This is a genomic window from Burkholderia sp. AU19243, from assembly GCF_018148075.1.
GTDB classification, from domain to species: domain Bacteria; phylum Pseudomonadota; class Gammaproteobacteria; order Burkholderiales; family Burkholderiaceae; genus Burkholderia; species Burkholderia latens_A.
The window spans coordinates 106171-127369 of sequence record NZ_JAGSTV010000008.1 but is presented as its reverse complement, the minus strand read 5'-3'; the positions used below and the strand labels follow the sequence as shown (position 1 = coordinate 127369).

The 21199-nt window shown below is 68.7% G+C and carries 25 protein-coding genes and 1 pseudogene; 15 read left to right on the top strand and 11 right to left on the bottom strand.

The genetic code is table 11. The features are described from left to right. The first annotated feature begins 68 nt into the window (after positions 1-68). Complete coding sequence (ltaE, locus tag KDW55_RS17110; RefSeq protein WP_069243583.1) at positions 69-1082, top strand: low-specificity L-threonine aldolase; 1014 nt, start codon at positions 69-71, stop codon at positions 1080-1082. A gap of 121 nt (positions 1083-1203) precedes the next feature. On the opposite strand, the gene KDW55_RS17105 is transcribed toward ltaE, so the two are convergent. Beyond that, on the bottom strand, positions 1204-1416 hold the full coding sequence (locus KDW55_RS17105) for a DUF1059 domain-containing protein (protein WP_040138821.1): 213 nt from the start codon (positions 1414-1416) through the stop codon (positions 1204-1206). Positions 1417-1641: 225 nt separating this feature from the next. After that, positions 1642-2547, bottom strand: coding sequence for an HTH-type transcriptional regulator ArgP (locus tag KDW55_RS17100; RefSeq protein WP_040138820.1), 906 nt, complete (start codon positions 2545-2547; stop codon positions 1642-1644). A 248-nt stretch (positions 2548-2795) separates the two neighbouring features. On the opposite strand from KDW55_RS17100, the gene KDW55_RS17095 reads away from it, so the two are divergent. Then, on the top strand, positions 2796-3866 hold the full coding sequence (locus KDW55_RS17095; protein WP_212161419.1) for an MBL fold metallo-hydrolase: 1071 nt from the start codon (positions 2796-2798) through the stop codon (positions 3864-3866). A gap of 124 nt (positions 3867-3990) precedes the next feature. Further along, positions 3991-4650, top strand: a complete 660-nt coding sequence (locus KDW55_RS17090; RefSeq protein ID WP_212161420.1) for a glutathione S-transferase family protein — start codon at positions 3991-3993, stop codon at positions 4648-4650. A gap of 121 nt (positions 4651-4771) precedes the next feature. On the opposite strand, the gene KDW55_RS17085 is transcribed toward KDW55_RS17090, so the two are convergent. Further along, positions 4772-5467: a phosphatase PAP2 family protein gene (locus tag KDW55_RS17085; RefSeq protein ID WP_059548527.1), complete on the bottom strand. Its 696-nt coding sequence runs from the start codon at positions 5465-5467 to the stop codon at positions 4772-4774. Positions 5468-5892: 425 nt separating this feature from the next. Continuing rightward, entirely contained in the window at positions 5893-7125 is a 1233-nt protein-coding gene (locus tag KDW55_RS17080; RefSeq protein ID WP_040140855.1) for an MFS transporter, read from the bottom strand. Positions 7126-7225: 100 nt separating this feature from the next. Here KDW55_RS17080 and KDW55_RS17075 point away from each other — a divergent pair, with 100 nt between their 5' ends. Continuing rightward, a complete protein-coding gene (locus KDW55_RS17075) occupies positions 7226-8209 on the top strand; it encodes a LysR family transcriptional regulator (RefSeq protein ID WP_212161421.1) in 984 nt (327 codons plus the stop codon). Between the two features lie 17 nt (positions 8210-8226). On the opposite strand, the gene KDW55_RS17070 is transcribed toward KDW55_RS17075, so the two are convergent. The 4 genes from KDW55_RS17070 to KDW55_RS17055 form a co-directional block, all read right to left on the bottom strand. Then, positions 8227-8865 (bottom strand): 2-hydroxychromene-2-carboxylate isomerase, encoded by a 639-nt coding sequence (locus tag KDW55_RS17070; protein ID WP_059548361.1) that lies wholly within the window; start codon positions 8863-8865, stop codon positions 8227-8229. Positions 8866-9164: 299 nt separating this feature from the next. Next, the gene (locus KDW55_RS17065; RefSeq protein ID WP_059548360.1) at positions 9165-9641 is read right to left on the bottom strand and encodes an SRPBCC family protein; all 477 of its coding nucleotides are present in this window, start codon (positions 9639-9641) and stop codon (positions 9165-9167) included. 116 nt (positions 9642-9757) lie between these two features. Beyond that, a complete protein-coding gene (locus KDW55_RS17060; RefSeq protein ID WP_069243395.1) occupies positions 9758-10243 on the bottom strand; it encodes an SRPBCC family protein in 486 nt (161 codons plus the stop codon). Then, on the bottom strand, positions 10206-10583 hold the full coding sequence (locus KDW55_RS17055; protein WP_212148050.1) for a metalloregulator ArsR/SmtB family transcription factor: 378 nt from the start codon (positions 10581-10583) through the stop codon (positions 10206-10208). The genes KDW55_RS17060 and KDW55_RS17055 overlap by 38 nt, the downstream gene beginning before the upstream one ends. Before the next feature lie 202 nt (positions 10584-10785). Here KDW55_RS17055 and KDW55_RS17050 point away from each other — a divergent pair, with 202 nt between their 5' ends. Both KDW55_RS17050 and KDW55_RS17045 read left to right on the top strand, forming a co-directional pair. Then, positions 10786-11316: a GNAT family N-acetyltransferase gene (locus KDW55_RS17050; protein ID WP_069243394.1), complete on the top strand. Its 531-nt coding sequence runs from the start codon at positions 10786-10788 to the stop codon at positions 11314-11316. A gap of 263 nt (positions 11317-11579) precedes the next feature. Beyond that, complete coding sequence (locus KDW55_RS17045; RefSeq protein WP_212197999.1) at positions 11580-12158, top strand: hypothetical protein; 579 nt, start codon at positions 11580-11582, stop codon at positions 12156-12158. A gap of 34 nt (positions 12159-12192) precedes the next feature. Here KDW55_RS17045 and KDW55_RS17040 read toward each other — a convergent pair whose 3' ends face one another. Continuing rightward, the gene (locus KDW55_RS17040) at positions 12193-12777 is read right to left on the bottom strand and encodes a TetR family transcriptional regulator (RefSeq protein WP_040138810.1); all 585 of its coding nucleotides are present in this window, start codon (positions 12775-12777) and stop codon (positions 12193-12195) included. 344 nt (positions 12778-13121) lie between these two features. Between KDW55_RS17040 and KDW55_RS17035 the strand changes: the two genes are divergently transcribed. Next, a complete protein-coding gene (locus KDW55_RS17035; protein ID WP_212197998.1) occupies positions 13122-13826 on the top strand; it encodes an SDR family oxidoreductase in 705 nt (234 codons plus the stop codon). 58 nt (positions 13827-13884) lie between these two features. Here KDW55_RS17035 and fabV read toward each other — a convergent pair whose 3' ends face one another. Further along, positions 13885-15087, bottom strand: coding sequence for an enoyl-ACP reductase FabV (gene fabV, locus KDW55_RS17030; protein WP_040138809.1), 1203 nt, complete (start codon positions 15085-15087; stop codon positions 13885-13887). A 77-nt stretch (positions 15088-15164) separates the two neighbouring features. On the opposite strand from fabV, the pseudogene KDW55_RS17025 reads away from it, so the two are divergent. From KDW55_RS17025 to KDW55_RS17015, 3 genes and pseudogenes are all read left to right on the top strand, one after another. Then, positions 15165-15341 (top strand): annotated as a pseudogene (locus tag KDW55_RS17025) (DUF2269 family protein); the annotation flags it as partial. Positions 15342-15474: 133 nt separating this feature from the next. Further along, complete coding sequence (locus KDW55_RS17020) at positions 15475-15699, top strand: DUF1731 domain-containing protein (protein ID WP_069243392.1); 225 nt, start codon at positions 15475-15477, stop codon at positions 15697-15699. Between the two features lie 72 nt (positions 15700-15771). After that, a complete protein-coding gene (locus KDW55_RS17015; protein ID WP_212197997.1) occupies positions 15772-16395 on the top strand; it encodes a glutathione S-transferase in 624 nt (207 codons plus the stop codon). Positions 16396-16464: 69 nt separating this feature from the next. On the opposite strand, the gene KDW55_RS17010 is transcribed toward KDW55_RS17015, so the two are convergent. Beyond that, positions 16465-17874 (bottom strand): serine hydrolase, encoded by a 1410-nt coding sequence (locus KDW55_RS17010; RefSeq protein ID WP_069243390.1) that lies wholly within the window; start codon positions 17872-17874, stop codon positions 16465-16467. A 258-nt stretch (positions 17875-18132) separates the two neighbouring features. Here KDW55_RS17010 and KDW55_RS17005 point away from each other — a divergent pair, with 258 nt between their 5' ends. The 5 genes from KDW55_RS17005 (at position 18133) to KDW55_RS16985 (ending at position 20733) form a co-directional block, all read left to right on the top strand. Then, a complete protein-coding gene (locus KDW55_RS17005) occupies positions 18133-18552 on the top strand; it encodes an HIT domain-containing protein (protein ID WP_040138804.1) in 420 nt (139 codons plus the stop codon). 3 nt (positions 18553-18555) lie between these two features. Then, the gene (locus tag KDW55_RS17000; protein ID WP_212161427.1) at positions 18556-18768 is read left to right on the top strand and encodes a hypothetical protein; all 213 of its coding nucleotides are present in this window, start codon (positions 18556-18558) and stop codon (positions 18766-18768) included. Positions 18769-18938: 170 nt separating this feature from the next. Then, positions 18939-19103 (top strand): hypothetical protein, encoded by a 165-nt coding sequence (locus KDW55_RS16995; RefSeq protein ID WP_212161429.1) that lies wholly within the window; start codon positions 18939-18941, stop codon positions 19101-19103. A gap of 158 nt (positions 19104-19261) precedes the next feature. Further along, positions 19262-19921, top strand: coding sequence for an isoprenylcysteine carboxylmethyltransferase family protein (locus KDW55_RS16990; RefSeq protein ID WP_212161430.1), 660 nt, complete (start codon positions 19262-19264; stop codon positions 19919-19921). A gap of 374 nt (positions 19922-20295) precedes the next feature. Then, on the top strand, positions 20296-20733 hold the full coding sequence (locus KDW55_RS16985; RefSeq protein ID WP_040138802.1) for a hypothetical protein: 438 nt from the start codon (positions 20296-20298) through the stop codon (positions 20731-20733). The last annotated feature ends 466 nt before the right edge of the window (positions 20734-21199 follow it).

The window sequence follows — 21199 nt, the reverse complement described above, 5'->3', positions numbered from 1 at the left end:
ACACTCTCAGTCTCGTTTCGGCAGGGCCGGGCGCCTCGGTTCCGGTCCGCGTTCACAAGGGCACGAAGATGATCGATTTGCGCAGCGATACCGTGACACGTCCGAGCCAGGCGATGCTGGCCGCGATGACTGCCGCCGAAGTCGGCGACGACGTATGGGGCGACGACCCGACCGTGCTGCGCCTGCAGGCCGTCGCGGCCGAGCGGGCCGGCAAGGAAGCCGGACTGTTCTTCCCGAGCGGCACGCAGAGCAACCTGGCCGCGCTGATGGCCCACTGCGAGCGAGGCGACGAATACATCGTCGGCCAGCTCGCGCACACCTACAAGTACGAAGGCGGCGGCGCGGCCGTGCTCGGCAGCATCCAGCCGCAGCCGATCGAGAACGCGCCCGACGGCACGTTGCCGCTCGCGAAGATCGCCGCGGCGATCAAGCCGATCGATAACCACTTCGCGCGCACGCGGCTGCTCGCGCTGGAAAACACGATCGGCGGCCAGGTGTTGCCGGAAGGTTACGTGCAGGAAGCCGTCGCGCTCGCGCGCAGCCGCGGGCTGGCTGCGCACCTCGACGGCGCACGCGTGTGCAATGCGGCCGTCGCGTCGGGGCGCACGATTGCCGAGCTGTGCGCGCCGTTCGACACGATTTCGATCTGCTTCTCGAAAGGGCTCGGCGCGCCGGTCGGCTCGGTGCTGGTCGGCAGTCGTGCGCTGATCGAGCGCGCGCAGCGCTGGCGCAAGGTGCTGGGCGGCGGGATGCGGCAGTCTGGCATTCTCGCGGCAGCCTGCCTCCATGCGCTCGATCGCAACGTCGAGCGGCTCGCCGACGATCACGCGAACGCCGCACATCTCGCGGCAGGCCTCGCGCGCATCGAGCCCGTGAAGGTGCTGTCGCACGCGACGAACATGGTGTTCGCGCAATTCCCCGAAGCCGACTGCGCACCGCTCGAGGCGTGGCTCAAGGAACGCGGGATTCTGACGCAGATGCTGTACGCGTCGCGCTTCGTCACGCACTGCGACGTGTCGCGCGCGGACATCGACACGTTCGTCGACGCGGTCGGCGCATATTTCGCGAAGCGTCGCGCTTAACGCGTAACGCGCCGCGCCGCGCAGACCCGACCCTTCGCGGGCCGGCGCGATGCGGCAACGCGCAAGACATCGGGACGGGTCACGCAGCGCGTTGCGTGTCGATAATTGCCGTGCCGGCGGCTTACGCTTGCCGCGGCGTGTCGACGGGCGGCGTGCCGTCGTGGAACAGCGATTTCAGCTGCGTGCGCAGTTCGGCGCTGTCGGTGTGCTGGTGTACCGAGACCGCATGTTGCACGGCCGCTTCCAGCAGTTCGTTGTCGGAATCGGCGGAAATGGCGACCGAGCAATGCGTCGCGCTGGGAAACTCGCGGCAATCGATATAGCGGCGGGGCATGATGTTCTCCTCACGGGAAAGGGAACGGCCGGACTTGCATGATCGGCCGCGCGGCGCGTTCGCGAAGCCGATGACAAAAAGTATAGGCGGCAGCGCCGGACTTTCCGGGAGCGGCGCGCACGCCCCCGCGGCGTCGATCGACCGCGTCCGCCGACGCTCGCGTTCAGTCCCGCACGTGCTTCGTTGCGGAGAGGGCCGGCAATCCGCTGCACGCGATGCGCCGGGTTACGGCAACGGCGCGAGCAGCCGGCGCGCCGCTTCGACCACGCGCGCGGACAGCGACGCCATCGTCGGCGATTGCACGGTCCATGCATGCCAGTACAGCGCGACGTCGGTCGGATGCGCGGGCGCGAGATCGACGAGCCCCTGCGTGTCGAGCGGCGCGCCGCCGATCAGCGGCTCCGGCACCATCGCGTAGCCGAGCCCATGCCGCACCGCCGCGAAGTGCGCGTGCGTGCCCGGCACGTAGTGACACGGATACGCGCGTTCGGGCAAGCCGAATTTCTCTTTCAGGAACGCGGACTGCAGCGTGTCGCGCCGCGAATACGCGACGACGGGTGCGGCCCGCGCGCTCGTGCGGTTCAGGCCGCGCGGGAACCAGCGAGCGGCGAACGCGGCCGCGGCAAGCAGCCGGTAGCGCATCGTGCCGAGCGGCGTCGCGACGCAGCCTCGCATCGGCTTCGGCTCGGTCGTCACGCAACCGACGGCCATCCCGCTCTCCAGCAGTGCGAACGTGTGATCCTGGTCCTCGACGATCAGCTCGAACAGGATGCGTTCGCCCGCGAGCACCGACGTCAGCGCGGGCAGGAACCAGGTGCCGAGACTGTCGGAGTTCAGCGCGATCGTGACCGAGATCGGCGATTCACGCTCGGCCGCGAGCGTGCTTTGCAGATCGGCCTGCAGCAGCGCGACGCGGCGCAGATGCTGCAGCACGCGCTGGCCGGCCACCGTCGGCCGGCACGGGCGCGTGCGCAGCACGAGCGGCGTGCCGAGGCTCGCTTCGAGCGCACGCACCCGCTGCGTGATCGCGGACGCGGTCACGTGCAGCCGCACGGCCGCCTGCTCGAAGCTGCCGGTGTCGGCGACGGCCAGCAGCGCTGCGGCCTGCTTCGGATCGATCGTCATCGACATGTCGGCGCAATTCCTGTGAACGTAAGACGAGAACAGGCGCTAGTGTAAGGCAGCGCGCGCGACGGCTCAGCGCGCGGGACGGCGTTCGCCCGGATGCATGCGGCGATGGCGACGCACGCGGGATTTGCACTACGCTGTGTGGACACACACGCCGCTGCGCCAGTAACGACGCACGCAGAGCAGGTCGCGCCACCGTTGCGATTCGCATCCCGATCCGCGCAACCGCCCAGACGACGGAGCAACCCACGATGATCTTCCGGCAACTGTTCGACCCGCAATCGTCGACCTACACCTATCTGCTCGCCGACCCCGCATCGCGCGAAGCGCTGCTGATCGATCCGGTGTTCGAGCAGGTGCGCCGCGACGCCGCGCTGCTCGACGAGCTCGGGCTGCGGCTCGTCGCGACCGTCGACACGCACGTGCATGCCGATCACGTGACGGGCGCGTGGCTGCTGAAACAGCGCGCCGGCAGCGCGATCGCGATCTCGGCCGCGAGCGGCGCGCACGGCGCCGACCGCTATCTGAACGACGGCGATCGCTGCGCATTCGGCGCGCGTTACCTGACCGTGCGCGCGACGCCCGGCCATACGAGCGGCTGCATCAGCCTCGTGCTCGACGACGAGTCGATGGCGTTTACCGGCGACTGCCTGCTGATTCGCGGCACCGGACGCACCGACTTCCAGCAGGGCGACCCGCGTGCGCTGTATCGCGCGGTGCACGGCCGGCTGTTCACGCTGCCGGCCGCGTGCCTGCTGTACCCGGCGCACGACTATCGTGGGCTGACGGTGACGAGCGTCGGCGAGGAGCGGCGCTTCAATCCACGTCTCGGCGGCGATCTCAGCGAGGACGACTTCGCGGGCTACATGCGCAATCTCGGGCTCGCGCATCCGCGCCAGATCGACGTCGCGGTGCCCGCGAACCTGCAATGCGGGGTCGCCGCAAACGCGCCCGATGCACAGGCGGCGCCCGACTGGGCGCCGCTCGTCTACACGTTCGCCGGGTTCTGGGAAATCGATCCGCAGTGGCTCGAGGATCACCTGCCGGCGGTGCAGATCGTCGACGTGCGCGAGCCCGACGAATTCACCGGCCCGCTCGGCCATCTGCCCGGCGCAACGCCGATCCCGCTCGGCGAACTGGCCGCGCGTACCGTTGAACTCGCGCACGACCGGCCGATCGTGACCGTGTGCCGCGCGGGCGGACGCTCGGCGCAGGCCACGGTGATCCTGCGCAAGGCCGGGTTCGACGCCGTCGCAAATCTCGGTGGCGGCATGCTCCGCTGGCGCGGCGAAGGGCGCGTCGTGATGGACGGCCGGTCGTAGCGGTACGACGCCCGCAACGAAAAAAACTCGGCCGGATGTCGAATCGGCGTCGCGCCGTTCGTCGTCCAGGTATCCGACCACCTGGCGCTGCACGACGCGGCGCCGACACCCTGAGAGACCCGAGATGACGCCGACGCTCTATGCCCATCCCTTTTCGTCGTACTGCCAGAAGGCACTCACCGCGCTGTACGAGAACGCCACGCCGTTCGAATACCGCGTGCTCGCGCACGACGATCCGAAGCCGATGCAGGAACTGGCTGCGCTATGGCCGATGAAACGCTTCCCGGTGCTGGTCGACGCGGGCCGCACGGTGATCGAGGCAACGATCATCGTCGAGTACCTCGATCTCTACCATCCGGGCCCCGTGCGGCTGGTGCCGGAAGACCGGCGTGCGGCGCTGGAAGTGCGGACGATGGATCGCTTCTTCGACAACTACGTGGCTACTCCGCAGCAGAAAGTCGTGTTCGATGCGCTGCGGCCGGAGCACGAGCGCGATGCGCGCGGCGTGGCCGACGCGCGCGCGATGCTGGAGACGTCGTATGCATGGCTGGATCGCACGATGGCCGATCGCGAATGGGCGGCCGGCGACCGCTTCAGCCTCGCCGATTGCGGCGCGGCCCCGTTCCTGTTCTACGCGGACTGGACGCACCGGATCGATCCGTCGTTCTCGAACGTGATCGCGTACCGCAAGCGGCTGCTTGCGCGGCCCTCGTTCGCGCGTGCGGTCGACGAGGCGCGGCCGTACCGTTCGTTCTTCCCGCTCGGTGCGCCCAATCGCGACTGACATGCGAGTTCGCGGCCGCGCAGGCCGCGGCATGCGCATGTCGGGCGGCCGGCGCGCCGGGCCGGCAGCGCGGTCCCGGGCGGCGTGACGACAGCAGCGGATGCATTACGGCGCCGCCCCGTTACATCGCGGTGTGCCTGACCGACTGCGCGAGCGTCAGCAGTTCGTCGAATTGCGTGATCAGCTCGAAGCAGAGCAGGAACGCGAACGTATAGGCGGGCGCGGGGAAGCGCCGGATCGCTTCCAGCACTTGCGGCGCGAATCGCGCGCGAATCGCATCGCGCGTCAGCAGCCACGCGATCGCGATGCCGATCGCCGCACCGGCGATCAGGTCGGTCGGATAGTGATAGCCGAGATACGCGCGCGGCACGCAGATGAACAAAACCGCATACAGCAGCGCGAGCACGCCGGCGCGCCGCGAGATGATGAAGATGCCGGTCGCGATCGCCATCCAAAGCATAGCGTGATCGCTCGGAAACGAACTCCACGCCTGCAGCGTGGCCGCACGCAACTCCTCGGACGGAAAGTGCAGATGCAAGTCCGGGTTGTAGATCGGCCGCACGCGGAACGGCAGGACTTTCGCGAGCAACCGGCCGAACGCGAGCGCGACGAGGCCGCTCGCGACCGTCGCGACGACGAGCTCGCGTTGCCGTTCGCGCTGCGGCCCGGGCTGGAACCATAGCCAGCACAGCACCGGGATGAGCACGAAGCCCTTGAAGGTGTACAGGCCGGCGATCACGCGGATTGCATGATTGATCAGCGGGCCGAACGTGATGTGAGTGAGAAAGGTCTGGATCGTGGTGTCGAAATTGTTCATGTCGTGCGACCCCGACGGCCGCCCGCGCACGCCGCGCGGCCGGCAGGATCAGAGAGCGCGCCCGCACCGGGGCGCAATGGGGGGCAAGTATGTCATCGGTAATTTCGAAGAAAATGGGAAAAAATACCGGGATTCCCCTGAGAAAACGCGCTGTCGTAGTGGGGACGGATTGGAGCGCGCCGTGCGCTGCGGTCATGTCGATTCATCGGATGGTTGCGCGCGCACCGATCGGAGCGGCCAAAAAATAATCCGTTGAACTGCGCGATTCGGCGCGTGGTCGGCAAGCTTGCGCCGGATGCGCGAGTGCGGCCCGCGGCTCGCGCCGAATTGTCGTGCCGCGCCGTGTGACGCCGCGCCGAACGAAATCGAAAAGAAAAGGCGGGCAAGCCCTGCGGCCTGCCCGCGTCACATCCCGGCGCCGCAAATTACCGGCGCCACATACGCACGGCCAGCGCACCCAGCGACGTTGCCACTGCCAGCACGATCACTGCGGTCCAGCCCAACTGCGCGAGCAATGTACTGCCCGCCGCCGCCCCGGCCGCCATCCCGATGAACATGCCGACGAACAGCACCGCGTTGAGGCGGCTGCGCGATGCCGGATCGATTCGATACACGATCGACTGGTGCGCGATCAGCGTGGCCTGTACGCCGAGATCGAAGCCGATCGTCGCGGCGGCGAGCAGCACGAGTTGCGCATGCGGGGTCAGCAGCGGCGCAGCGGCCATTGACGCGAACGACACCGTCGAGATCGCGATGCCGATCCGCGTGACGCGCTCGGGGCCATGGTGGTCGGCGAGGCGTCCGGCAATGGGTGCAGCCAGCGCACCGGCCGCGCCTGCGAGTCCGAATGCGCCGGCGGCCGCGCTGCCGAGGTGGAACGGCGCGCCATGCAGCATCACCGCGAGCGTCGACCAGAACGCGCTGAACCCGACGGCGAGCAATCCCTGTGCAAGCGCCGCGCGGCGCAGTGCGGGGTGACGGCGCCACAGTTCGCCGAGCGATCCGATCAGCGCGCGGTACGACAACTGCGTGGTCGGCGCGAAGCGCGGCAGCCCGCGTGCGGCTACGACGCCGATTGCGGCGACGCTGGCGGCCGCGAGCGCGAACATCGCGCGCCAGCCGGCCGTTTCCGCGACGAAGCCGGCAACGACGCGCGACAGCAGAATGCCGAGCAACAACCCGGTCATCACCGTGCCGACGATGCGGCCGCGATGCGTATCGTGTGCGAGCGTCGCGGCGGCGGGCACCACGTCCTGCGCCATCGTCGCGGTCAGCCCGATCGCGAAACTTGCCGCCAGCATCAGCCCGAGCGACGGCGCGACCGCCGCGAGCAGCAAAGCGCCCACCAGCGCCGCGGCTTTCGTCACGATCACGCGGCGCCGGTCGAAGCGATCGCCGAGCGGCGCGAGCAGCAGGATGCCGAGCGCGTAGCCGAGCTGGGTGAGCGTCGGCACGAAGCCGATCGCACGGGCAGACGCGCCGAGATCGGCGCCGAGCGCGGCGAGCATCGGCTGCGCGTAGTACAGCGGCGCGACGCCGAGACCGGCGGCCGCGGCGAGCAGCAGCACGAGCCGGCGATCGAGCGTCGACGAGGCGGCCGCGTGGGCCGGTGCATGAGCCGCGCGCGGCGCGGCAGCGAGACGGGTCGGAGTGGACATCGCGTGCATCCTTGTTCGGTTAGCGGATGGACGCCAGTGTGCCGACGCGCCCGCAGCCACGGTAGTGCCGCGCGGTGCAGATTTGTTATACGCTGCGCGCATGACCGACAAAATCTCCGCTTCGCCCGCCGTTGGCGGCTCTGCCCACATCGACACGGTGCCTGTCGACGGCGCCGGCTATCGTTTCGAGTTGATGGAAACGTTCGTACGCATAGTGGAAGCTGGCAGTCTGTCGGCGGCTGCGGTGCAACTCCATACGACGCAACCGACCGTCAGCCGGCGGTTGCAGACGCTCGAGCGCTCGCTTGGCATGCGCCTGCTGCAGCGGACGACGCATACGATGCGGCTGACCGTCGACGGCGAGCGTTGCTTTACGCGCGCAAAGGAGCTGCTTGCCAGTTGGGCGGCATTCGAGGCCGACCTGCGCGGCGCGCAGGAGGAGCCTGACGGGTTGCTGCGCGTGGCGGTGCCGCATGCGTTCGGGCAGGAGCGCTTCGTCGCGCCGCTTGCGACGTTTCTGCGCGATTACCCGCGCGTATCGGTCGAATGGCTGCTGCAGGACGACGTGCGCGATTTCGTCGGCAGCGGGATCGACTGCGCGATCCAGGTCGGCGAGCCGACCGATCCCGGGGTCGTCGCGATCCGGTTGTCGAGGGTGCCGCGCTTCGTGGTGGCCGCGCCGTCGGTGCTGAACGGCGCGCAGGTGCCGGCCGATCCGGACGCGCTCGCCGCGTTGCCGTGGCTCGCGCTGCGCACGTATTACCGGACGGAGCTGACGCTCACACATGCCGTCACGGGCGACACGCGCCGCATCGCGATCCGGCCGCGCATCACGACCGCGAACCTGTACGCGCTGCGCAGCGCGGCGCTGCTGGGCATCGGCGCGTGCGTCGGCTCATCGTGGCTGCTCGCCGACAACCTCGCGCGCGGCGAGCTCGTGCATCTCGCGCCCGACTGGCAGGCCGCGCCATTGCCGGTGTACCTAACTTACCCGCACGCGCAGTTCTATCCGTCGCGGCTCGTGCGCTTCGTTGCGATGATGCGCGAGGCCGTGCCCCCGCTCGTCGAAGGGCCCGACATCTAGCGCGTCGGCTCGCGCGGTCAGCCGCGCCGGATGCCTTCGGGCAGCGCGCTGATGCGGCGCACTTCGGGCGAGTCGAGCCACGCGCGCGAACTCGCGCAGTCGACGAACATGTCGGTCGCGTCGTCGCCCCAGAACAAGTCGCCGTCGAGTTCGAAGGTCGGCACGCCGAACACGCCGTGCGCGATGGCCCGATCGGTGTTCGCGCGCAGCGCATCCTTCACCGGTTGCGCATCGACCGCCGTCACGCCTTCCGGAAAACCCACCGCTTCGCACAGCGCGGCGAAGCCGTCCGGCGTCGACACGTCGTGGCCGTCGCGCCAGATGTGCCGGAAGATCCGCCGGATCGCGTCGGGCGTGTTTCCCATCGCGATCGCGAGGCGCAGCGGCCGGATCGGGTTGAACGGATGGGCGGGCGGCATCCGGAATGGAATGCCGAGCTTGTCCGCGCGGTATTGCGCGTGGCGATAGGTAAAGATGCGCTTCGCCGCGATCTCGGCCGGCGCTTTCTGCCCCCAGTGCGCGAGCAGCGCGCCCAGCACGATCGGCTTCGGTTCGTACGCGGCGGCAGGGGGCAGCAGGTCGAACCGTTCCTGCTGCAAATAGGCGAACGGCGAAACGAAATCGAAATACCAGGTGGCGGTGCGCGCGGTGGTCATCGTCGGTTCCTGTTGTGCATATGGGCGGGCGGTTGAGCGGGCGGCGCAGGCAGGCGGCGCGACGCGCGCATCAGCGGCCAGTGTCGCATGGGCGCCTTATCCGGCGTCGAGCGCAGCATGTTCGGCACCAATTTCCCGGTCGACAAAGCGGCGTATTGGTACATGAACGGCTGGAATGCGTTCGAGGGCGCGAGCACGCACGCTTGCGCAGGCGTGCGGGACCCGTTTTTCCCCGGCACGGCACGCTCGTGTATCGGTTGGATTGTGACCGGCGCTCTGCCGCGCGTCCGGCGGCCGGTTCAGCCCTTCTCGACCAGCGCCGCGAGTTTCGCGAGCGCCATGCGCCAGCCGGTTTCGTTGTCGGCGGCGGGCACACCGGGCGGCACGCCGTCATGCACCGCGTCGACGCGCGTGCCGCCTTCCTCGTCGCGCAGCGTGATCGTGACCGTCATGGCGCCGCGCAGCATCGGATCGTCGGTTTCGAACACGTCGATTTCGACGATGCGCTCGTCGGGCACGAGCGTCACGAAGCGGCCGTGATAGGTGTCGGTGTGCGCGGTGGTCTTCCCGCTATCGCCCGACGGTTCGTCGTAGCTCAGCGATACGCGCAGCGCGCCGCCTTCGCGCGTGTCGTAAGCGTGCACGCGGCATGTCATGCCGTCCGGCACTTTCCATTGTTCGACCGCGTGCGGATCGAGCAGCGCGCGATAGACGCGCCCGCGCGGTGCGTTCAGGTGCCGGCTGACCCGGGTCGAATGCGTGTGCATGTGCAGCATGTCGCCTCCTGCGGAACGCGCGCGACGGTGCACGCCGGCGTCCGGCGTGTCGTCACGCGTTGTTCAGGAATGCTAGGCGCGTACAACGCGGCACGCAATGGCCGGGTCCAGCGTTTTCAGCGCAGCGCGCCCGCGAGTTCGTCGAGCTGCGTGATGCAGGTGTTCCAGCCCTCGAAAAAACCGAGTGCGTCGTGGCGTTCGCGCGTCGCCGCGTCGGGGTGCATCACGCGGGCCTCGTAGCGGCAGCCTGCGTCGGCGTCGGTCATCGTGACGATGGCCGTGAAGCCGAGCCACGGCGCTTGCGGCCGCCACCCGCCGGCCAGCATCGACGTGAACACGATCCGCGTTTCGGGCACGATTTCGAGGAAGCAGCCGGGATTGTCGCTCGTGCCGCCTTCGGGGCCGCGCATGAACGTGTGGAAGGCCCCGCCCGGGCGCAGGTCGAACGCGCGGACTTCGGTCGTCCACGGTTGCGGGCACCACCATTCCTTCAGCAGGTCGGGGTCGGTCCACGCGCGCCACAGCGCGCGGCGCGGCGCGCGCAGCGTGCGCGTGATTACGAGATCATTGGCTTCGGCGGGTTCGGCGTGGCTGGCTGACATGCGTGTGTTCCTCCAGGTGCTGGCGTTCGACGAATTCCACGAGACGATCCGAGCGCGCTTCCCACAGCGCACGCTGCGCGGCGAGCCACTGCTCGGCTTCGGCGAGACGGCTGCCGACCAGTTCGCAGGTGCGCGAGCGGCCGGCTTTCCGGGTCTGCACGAGCCCGCTGCGTTCCAGCACCGCGACGTGCTTCATGAACGACGGCAGCGCCATGTCGAACGGCGCGGCCAGTTCGGACACGGTCCGGCCGCCGTCGCGGAGCGCGCCGACGATCCTGCAGCGCGTCGGGTCGGCAAGCGCGTGGAAGACTTCGCTGATACCGGATTGACAGTTATCCATTCGGCTAAGTGTAGGCGGAATGTCGGGCGATGCAATCGAAATTTTCGTCGAGTAGGATGAGCGGCGGGTGACGTGAGCCGGCCGCCGCCGGGTGCGGCGTTGCCAGCCGTCGGCGGCGCGCATCGGTTGGCCGCCGGCGTCACGTCACATTCGGCCGCATGCCGATCGCGCGCATGGCGTCCGTATCGATACCGGAGAGGGCATGACTCAAGCTGTTGCCGTACGCCGCGTCGACGCGAGCGAAGCACGCGCCTGCATCGACGCACTGGCCGACGTGCTGATCGATTGCGTCGAGGGCGGGGCGTCCGTCAGTTTCATGCTGCCGATCGCGCGCTCGACGGCCGTCGCGTTCTGGACCGGCGTCGCCGAAGGCGTCGCGAGCGGCGAGCGGATTCTGCTCGTCGCCGAGGATGCCGCCGGCCGCATCGTCGGCACCGTACAGATCGTCACCGCGCAGCCGGAGAACCAGCCGCATCGCGCCGACATCGCAAAGATGCTCGTGTCCCGCCACGCACGCAGGCAGGGGATTGCCGCGCGGCTGATGGCGGCGGCCGACGAAGCGGCGCGCGATGCGGGCAAGACCGTGCTCGTGCTCGATACGGTGACGGGCGGCGATGCCGAGCGCCTGTACGAACGTGCCGGCTGGCAGCGTGTCGGCGTCGTGCCGAACTATGCGCTGATGCCGGACGGCTCGTTGTGCTCGACCACGTACTTTCACAAGCAGCTCGGGTAAAACGGTTCGGGCCGCTTCGACGCAGGCGTGCAGCGGCGCGACGATGCGCCGGCGAACGTCGGTCTTTCATGCCGCCGTGAATCTCGTCGCTGCTGTTCGCCACGCACGCGGCGGGGCGCGGCGCACGCTGCCGCCGGACGGCCCGGGCCCGGCCCGGTCGGCGGCGGGATCCCGACAGCACGAAAAGCCGCGCCATGGGCGGCGCCGCTCCGATATAGTGGCGCTGGAAATTGCCCCGGATCGCCCACGGAATCGCCGCGTCGATGAAACGCTCCCATGTCGCTTTCGCCCTCACGGGCCTGCTCGTCGCAGTGCCGATCGCCGCGTACGCGCTCGTCAAGCCGCTGCGGGTCGTCGCGCCCGCGCTGCTGCCCGGCGTGTCCTGCCCGAGCGCGGACATCTGCACGGACGACCCCGCGAAGCTCGGCGACGCGCAGCAGCTCTATCGCAACGGGTACGCGCGCGCGGCGGCGGCAGTGGGCGCGTTCCGCGCGGCGCCGCGCGTCGTGTTCTGCTCGACGCGCGAATGTGCGGACAAGTTCGGTCTCGGCGAACGCGCGGCACTGACGCTCGGCGATTTCGGGGTGGTCATCGCGCCGCGCGGCTGGCAGACCTACTTTCTCGCACATGAACTGATCCATCATCGCCAGGCCGAAGTACTCGGCAATTTCGCGGTCGCGACCAAGCCGCGCTGGCTGATCGAAGGGATGGCGTATGCGCTCAGCGACGATCCGCGTCATCCGCTGACGGAGCCGTTCGAGTCGTGGCGCACCCGGTTCGCGGCATGGCATGCCGCGTTGGGGCGCGAGCCGCTGTGGGAGGCGGCGAAGGCGGTGGAATAATGGTCGCGCCCGACCGGTGTGCGGCGCCGTGCCGCTACGCCCGGACGGCCGGATCGTCGGGCGTCCCGACGAGCGCGCGCCGGCTCGCGTCGAGGATTTCGTCGGCCAGCGCCGGATCGGCGCCGGCGACCGCACGCGACAATACCAGCGCGCCAATCATCTGGCTGAAGAGGGCAATTGCGTCGGCGCGTGCATCGGTCGCCGCCGGGTTTTCCGCGGCTATCGTTCGCTCGAGCCGGTCGAGATAACCGGCCACGCCGTGCGCATAGCAGGCGCGCGCCGCGTCGGTGACGCGCGGGGCGTCGCCGGCGAAGCCGGACAGCGGGCAGCCGGCTTCGACGTTGTCGCGATGCGCGCTCGACAGGTACGCCGTCACCTGCGTCGCGACGCTGCCGGCATTCGGCGAATCCGCGCGATCCTGCATCGCCTTTTCCATCACCGCGGCCACCAGCGCGTCCTTCGACTTGAAGTGATTGTAGAAGCCGCCTTGCGTGAAGCCCGCTTCCTTCATCAGCTCGGTCAACCCGACCGCATCGACGCCGCGCACCCGGAACAGCCGCTCCGCCGCCGCGATGATCGCGTTGCGGTTTTCTGCCGCCTGTTGTCTCGACACACCCATCGATCTCTCCGTCATACCTGCATATTGCAGCGATTGAAAAACACAATGGCGATCACCATTGACGTGTCCGCGTCCCGCTGCCACAATGCGCGGCAAAGACAATGGTGATCGCCATTGACATCGAGTGTAGCCGACTTCGCGACCGAAGCGAAGCCCTCGGCGCGACACGCGAAGGCGTCGCTCGGGTCTTGGATGCGGGCGGGCGGGCGCGGCCGGCGGCTCAGGCGGCGTTCCCGCACCTGCGAAGCAACGGTTCGGTAAGCGAAGGCAGCGTGTTATTTCACAGGATCCCGGCCGTGCGGCGAACCGGCGCGACTGGGGTCGACTATCCGAAAGGAACGATCATGAGGATCGAGGGTGCAGTCGTTTTCGTCACGGGCGCAAATCGCGGGCTGGGTCTCGAATTCGCGAAGCAGGCGCTCGAACGCGGAGCGCGGAGGGTGTATGCAGGTGCGCGCGATCCGGCCAGCGTCACGTTGCCGGGCGTGGTGCCGGTGAGGCTCGACGTGACGGATCCGTCGGCCGTCGCCGCAGCCGCCGATGCGGCCCGCGACGTCACGCTGCTGATCAACAACGCGGGCATCGCGCGGCTCGGCAGCCTCGTCGACGACGGCGCGGTGGACGCGTTGCGCGATCATTTCGAAACCAACGTGTTCGGAATGCTGGCGATGTCCCGCGCATTTGCGCCGACCCTCGCCGGCAACGGCGGCGGCGCGATCCTGAACGTGTTGTCGATCGCGAGCTGGGTGAACCGGCCGATCCTGTCGGGCTACGGCGTATCGAAGTCGGCCGCGTGGGCACTGACCAACGGATTGCGGCATTCGCTGCGCGAGCAGCGCACGCAGGTGGTCGGGCTGCATGCCGGGTTCATCGATACGGACCTCACGCGCGGCTTCGACGTGCCGAAGGCGACGCCGTCCGACGTCGTACGCCAGGCGTACGACGCGATCGAGTCCGGTGCGGAGGAGGTGTCCACCGACGAGTTCACGCGACAGGTGAAGGCTGCGTTGTCGTCTGGCGTTTATCTGGAAGAACCGGCGCCGCGTTGACGCAGCCGGCAATGCGAACCCGCCGCCCGCGCCGCGAGGGTGCGGCCGGCGGGGCGTGTCAAACCGTCGTGTCGATGATGCCCGGGATCTTCACGTCCGGGTTCACGTCCGCGTCGTAGTCGACGCCGGCGATCTCGAAGCCGAACAGGCGCAGGAACTCGGTCTTGTAGCCTGCGAAGTCGGTCATCTCGTACAGGTTGTCGTTCGTGACCTTGTCCCACATCGCGACGACCTGATTCTGCACTTGCGGATCGAGTTCCTTGTAGTCCGCGCGCAGCCGGCCTTCTTCGTCGATGTGCGGCGTCGCGCCGTACAGGCTGTCCTTCAGCAGCCCGTAGACCTGCTCGATGCAGCCTTCGTGCGTGCCCTTTTCCTTCATCACCTTGAACAGCAGCGACAGGTAGAGCGGCATCATCGGAATCGCGGAGCTCGCCTGCGTGACGACGGCCTTCAGCACCGATACGCGTGCATCGCCGCCGTGCGCAGCCAGCTTGTCGCGAATCGACAGCACCTTCTTGTCGAGATCCTTCTTCGCTTCGCCGATCGAGCCGTTCCAGTAGATGTCGTGCGTGATCTGTTCGCCGAGATAGGTGAACGCGGTCGTCTTCGCGCCGTCGGCGAGCACGCCGGCTTCATCGAGCGCGTCGATCCACATCTGCCAGTCCTCGCCGCCCATCACGGCGACGGTGCCGTCGATCTCTTCCTGCGTCGCCGGTTCGAGCGACACTTCGCGGATCACTTCCTTGTCGGTGTCGAGGCCGCGGAACGTGACCGCCTTGCCGACCGGCTTCAGCGTCGAGCTGATCGTTTCGCCCGTCTTCGGATGCGTGCGGCGCGGCGCAGCGAGGCTGTAGACGACCAGGTCGACCTTGCCGAGATCCTGCTTGATCGTGTCGATCGTGATCTGCTTGACCTTGTCGGAGAACGCGTCGCCGTTGATGCTGCGCGCATAGAGCCCCTTTTCGGCGGCGAATTTTTCGAATGCGGCGCTGTTGTACCAGCCGGCCGTGCCCGGCTTCGTTTCGCTGCCGGCACGCTCGAAGAACACGCCGAGCGTGTCCGCACCCGAGCCGAATGCGGCCGAGATCCGGGCGGCGAGGCCGTAGCCGGTCGACGCGCCGATCACGAGCACCTTCTTCGGGCCGTTGGCGATCGGGCCGTGCGAAGTCACGTAGTCGATCTGTTCCTTGACGTTGGCTTCGCAGCCGACCGGATGAGTCGTCACGCAGATGAAGCCACGCACGCGCGGTTTGATGATCATGAAAACCTCTGTCTAATCGGAAAGGCGGGGACGGCCTGAAATCGGAAAAATCCCGCGCATTGTAATGGAAGCGGGCACCGGTGGCGCGGCTGCCGGTCGAGCTGGCAGCGATGGCGAAGCTCGCGCATGCGAACGGCGATGCCGCTCTGCCGCAGCGCTACTGGCGCCACGCGAATCGCTGGGAATGGCTCGGCTGCCCGGCGTTCTTCGCGATGCTGACCGTCCATTTCCTGATGGTGCTCAAGCCGATGTGAGCCTGTTGCCGGCGTGCGGGAGCGGCGGCGCAAGCGCAGTCAATCGATCGATTCGTGATGCTCGCGCCAAAAGCAGGAGCGCAAAGCATGAGATCGGCGGAGTGGGTTCTCTACTTCGACGGCGATGTCGGTTATGCGTCGCGGAAAGCCGGCGTTCCTGCGCGTGCCGGCCGCGTCGCTGCGCGCCGCGATGGGCGAGCCGCTGCTGGACGGGCAGCGCGCGATGCCGGCGCGGCTGCTTCAGCACGGATTCACGTTCTGCATTCCGACGGGCGAGCACGCGCTGCGCGACCCGACGAGGCGGCCGCACATCGATTTCGCGCATGCGGCCCGCCGTTTTCCCCGGGGTCGTGTATAACTTCGACGTGACCGCGTTCGGGCCGTGTCGTGCGCCCCGGACGACCCGCATCCGACCTCACCAGGAGCCCGCATGCTGCATGTCCTCGGCAAGATTCCGTCCATCAACGTCCGCAAGGTGCTGTGGCTGTGCACCGAACTCGATCTGCCGTTCGAACAGGAAGACTGGGGTGCGGGATTCCGCACCACCAACGACCCGGCCTATCTCGCGCTGAATCCGAACGGCCTCGTGCCGGTCGTCAAGGACGACGACTTCGTGCTGTGGGAGTCGAACACGATCGTCCGTTATCTCGCGAACCGCTACGGTGGCGACGCGCTCTATCCGGCCGAGCCGCGTGCGCGTGCGCGAGTCGACCAGTGGATCGACTGGCAGGCGTCGGACCTGAACCGGTCCTGGGTCGGCGCGTTCCTTGGCCTCGTGCGCAAGTCGCCCGACCATCAGGATCCCGCAGCGATCGCGCAGTCGATCGCGGGCTGGACCAGACACATGCAGGTGCTGAACGCGCAATTGGAGTCGACCGACGCGTTCGTGGCCGGCGATCGCTTCACGCTCGCCGACATTCCGATCGGCCTGTCGGTGAACCGCTGGTTCGGCACGCCGTTCGAGCATCCGGATTTCCCGGCGGTGCAGCGCTACATCGACCGGCTCGCGACGCGCGACGGGTTCAAGCGGTACGCGGGCAGCGCGAATCCGTAACGCGCCCCGTAATGCGCCGCACCCGCTTCGGCGCGCAGCGGCGCACCGACGGCCGTCGGGCCGCTGCCGTCAGTTGCCGGGGGCCGGCACGGCGTCGAGCACGCGCGCGAGGAATGCCCCATGATTCCACGCGGATTCCGGGCGCGACAGCCCGAGCCGCACGACCACCAGCTCGCGGCTCGGCACTACGCTTACAAACTGGCCTTCATGGCCGACCGCATGAAACGCGTCGGCCGGCAGCGGACTCGCGTGCGTATCGCGATCGTCGAACGGCTCCGGCACCCTCACCCAGAGATGTGCGCCGAATTCTTCCCGAGTCGACAGCGGCGTGACCCGCGTCAGGTATCGTACCCAGCCTTCCGGCAACAGCCGCTGCCCGTTCCACACGCCGTCCTGCAGCAGAAGCTGCCCGAAGCGCGCCCAGTCGCGCGCGCTCGCATACATGAACGACGCGCTGCCGAGCGTGCCCGCCGCATCGGGCTCGAACACCGCGCTGCGCATCCCGAGCGGCGCGAACAACGCACGGCGCGGAAACGCGAGGTAGTCGTCCTCGGTGCCGCCCATCGCAACGCGCATCACGCGCGCAACGATCGCGCTCGTGCCGCTCGAGTAGGCCCACTGCGTGCCGGGCGCCGCGGCGAGCGGCTTGGCCGACGCGTAGCGCGCGGTATCCGGCTGCGTGAAAAGCATCACGGCGACGTCGGACAACGGGTCGTCGTAGTCCTCGTTGAATGCCAGGCCGCTCGTCATCCGCAGGAGCTGGTCGAGCGTGATCGCCGCGCGCGGATCGGCGTGGCCCCGCCACTCAGGGAGCAGCGCCGACGCGTCCGGCGCGAGCTTGTGTTGCGCGACGAGCATGCCGGCGAGCGCGGCCGTCACGGTCTTCGTCATCGACCAGCCGGGCAGTGGCGTGTCGGCCGTGAAGCCGGGCGCATAGCGTTCGGCGACGATCCGGCCGCGCCACATCACGACGACCGCGCGCGTGCGTCGCGGCCGCGCCGGATCGGGTTCGTCGAACGCGCGGTCGAGCGCAGCGCGCAGCTTGCGCGCGTCGATGCCGGCGGCCGCGGTGCCCAGCGCGACCGGCATCGCGTGCCCGGCCGACGGATCCGCGACCGGGGGCAGCGCGGCCGGCAGCACGTCGCGCGACGGCCCGAGCGCGAGCGTGCAGCCGAGGCCGGGCCGGAAATCCGCTTCGCGCTGCGCGAAACCGGCGAAAGTGGCGACTGCGCGATGACGGGCGGGATCGATCGACGGCCGCACCAGTTTCAGCAGCGGATGCACGCCGGCCATGATGTCGACGTCGATCACCGATGCGGCGGGCCGCCCCGACACGAACACCCCTGAGCACAGCGCTTTCGCCGCATAGCCGGTCGCGATCGGCGCGAGCCGCGACAGCATGTAGCCGGTGTAGCCGAGCGCGGCGACGAGCGCGACTGCTGCGCCGCGCAGGATCAGCGATTTGAAGGGGATCGTCATGCGCGAGCGTCCTCGGTGGCGTGCCGGCCGGCAACGATCCGGCAGTGTCGCAGGTTCGGGCGATGCGGTGCAATCGCGGCGGCATGACGAACGCCGCGCCGCGCGCGTGCTTCGTTGCCGTGCGCGTCCGGCTGCCGACGGCGCCAGCAGCAGCGTCGGGCAGGGGCGGACAACCGGTTGAACTCCGGCCGGCCGCAGGCCGATAATCGTCCGGCAGCGCTCCCACTCCAACCGCAATCGGAAATATCGGAACACGCCATGTCCTACGACAACAACAACCCGTTCGCGCGCATCCTGCGCGGCGAACTCCCGTGCGTGAAAGTCGCCGAAGACGACGCGACCCTCGCGATCATGGATCTGATGCCGCAGGCCGACGGCCACGTGCTGGTGATCCCGAAGGAGCCGGCCGCGCAGATCTTCGAGCTGTCCGCTGACGCGGCCGCGGCCGGCATCCGCATGACGCAGCGCGTCGCGGCGGCCGTGCGCGCGGCGCTTGGACCGGACGGCATGTTCATCGGCCAGTTCAACGGCGCGGCGGCGGGCCAGACGGTCCCGCACGTGCATTTCCACGTGATCCCACGCTGGGAAGGCGCCGAGCTGCGGATGCATGCGCGCGACGTCGCCGACTCGGCCGCGCTCGAATCGGTCGCGCAACGTATCCGCGCGCACTTCGTGTAACGCGTGCCCGATGCACTGGTCCGGTTCGCGGTCGTAATCCGCCTCGGCGCGCATCGCCTGCACGGCCGTGTGGAAATCCAGATGCGCAAACGCGTCGATCGCCGCCGTCGTCGCGTCGTCGAAGGTCATGGTCATGGCATAGCGGTTGCCGCGGACGGCGGCAACCGACCGCGGGCCTTCCCGCCGCGCGCCTGTTTCAGCGGTCACGCCAAGTAACACGTGTAACCGCCAGCGAAACGCGTTCCGGCGGCCCCGGCGCTAGACTCCGCGCATTGCTTCATCGAGCGACAGGAAGGGCCGATCCGCACCTTCGTGCCGGCCGCCGCAGCGTGCGGCGGTACGGCGCTCGCGAGGCGCCATGTGTCCTCTTCGCCGGGAATCGAACCATGTACAGAGTGCTCATCACGTTTGTGCTGATCGCCGGCCTGTCCGGCTGCTACGTCGCGCCGCCGTACGGCTACGCGCCCGCACCGGTCTACTACGGCTATGCGCCGGCGTATTACGCGCCGCCGGTCAGTGTCGGGATCGGCGGCAGCTTCAGGATTCGCTGACGCGGCGGCGTCGGGCATCGTCCGCGCATCCGTCAGCGCCTTCGTTCGCTCCGTCGCCACTTCGTTGCACGACTACGCGCGCCGCACGACGCGGCGCGTGCGTATCGCTCGCCCGTATTCCTATACTTCACGGGAGGAACCTGCCCGGCGAGGCACCGATGGCCGTGACGCGCAAGGTCGCAATCGTGTCGAGCGTCTCCACGCTCGTCTATCTGGGGCTCGCCGTGTTCGGCTTCGGCGGGTTTGCCGCCTTCTTCTCCCGCCCGCAACTGGCCGCCGTCGCCGTCGCGACGCTCGCGCTGGGCGTCGCCGCGCTGTTCACCGAGGGCAATCTGAGCACCGGCGAGCGCGAGGACCGCGACAATCGCTGGGTGCTCGCGGGCTTTGCAGCAAGCGGGTTCCTGCTCGCTTATCTGCCCGCGCTGACCGACCGGCTCGGCATATGGACGTTCGGCGGCAACACGCTGCGCTGGGTCGGCGTCGCGCTGTATGTCGCCGGAGGAGCGCTGCGCCTCTGGCCGGTGTTCGTGCTCGGCAAGCGCTTCAGCGGGCTCGTCGCGATCCAGCCCGGCCATGCGCTGGTGACGGACGGCATCTATCGACGAATCCGCAATCCAAGCTATCTCGGGCTGCTCGTCAATGCGACGGGCTGGGCCCTTGCGTTCCGCTCGGGCGTCGGGCTGCTGCTCGTCGCGCTGACCATGGTGCCGCTGGTGGCGCGCATTCGCGCCGAGGAAGCGCTGCTGCGCGCGCAATTCGGCGCCGAATACGACGCATACTGCGCGCGCTCGTGGCGGCTGGTTCCCGGTGTGTACTGACCCTCGTTGGTTGCCGGAGCGCGGGCGAGTGCGGCCGGCTTGCGCGGTATCCCCGATGTGTTGCCACGTGTGTCTGAACCGGCGTAGCGGACGCGTCGCGGTTCGCTCATAAACGGGGCTTGATCGGCGCAGACGGCCGCCCGGCGCGGGTTTTCCGTGATTTCGGCAAGCTTTTCCGGTCGTGTTCCGGTAAACAACTTGTTACCAGAATGTCGACAGCAAGGACGCTCGACCGGTGCTATTCTTCGCCGCAAGCTCATTGAAATGAATTGGTCCGGGATTCGGCACAATGCCGAAATCGACGTCGATCGATTCAGATCGTCATCACGAGCGGACCTTCGATAACCAGATTGCGAACAAGGAAGAATACGGGAATGTGGAAGAAAATCGCCCCCGCTCTCGTCGTCGCCGCGTTGACCGGCGCGACGGCACTGCCGGCAATGGCCGGTGACTTGAACAACGCGCTCGGCGGCGCGCTCGGCGGGGTTGCCGGCGCAGCGGTCGGTGGCGCGGTCGGCGGCAGCACGGGCTCCGTCATCGGCGGCGCCATCGGCGGCGGCGCAGGCGGCGCAGTGACGTCGAACCGTCGCGAGCGCACCGGCGCAATCATCGGCGGCGCCCTCGGCGGCGGCGCGGGCACCGCAGCCGGCAACGCGATGGGCGGCCGCACGGGCGGCCTGCTGGGCGCGGCCGTCGGCGGCGGCGCAGGCGCGGCGCTGGGCGGCAACCTGTCGCGCAGCTCGTACGAACGCGATCACGGCGATCGCGGCTATCGTCACCGCAAGCATCGTCATCACCGCGATTGGGACTGATCGTCGCGAGCGCGACACGGTGCGCGGCTAGCCGGCGCACCGGCGCGCCCGATCCGTCGGCGCCCGATGCGGCGATCCGGCGCGACGATCGGACAAACGGCCCGGCGGCCTCAGCCGGGCCGACATCGCCGCAACACCTGCCTCCTTTTTCCCCCTCCTCAGTTCCTGCCGGCCCCGTCCGACGCTGTCGCACGCTGCCTCCGCCGCTGTATCTTCCCCGCTCGTAGAAGCCACCACGACGTACATCGACCTGCACGCGGCCAACTCCGGCCGGATACCGCGCGATATCGCGACGCGTCGAGCGCAAGGCCGCGCCCTGGCGGTTCGCATCCCGCTCAGCGGTTCTTCGGCGTGCGCTTGCCGTCGGTCCGCACCTCTCTCGACCTGCATGACGACTCGATCGGGAGTTTGCTCCACCACCGACATGCGCACAAACGCTTGTGCATGTCGCTGCCGCAAGGTCCCG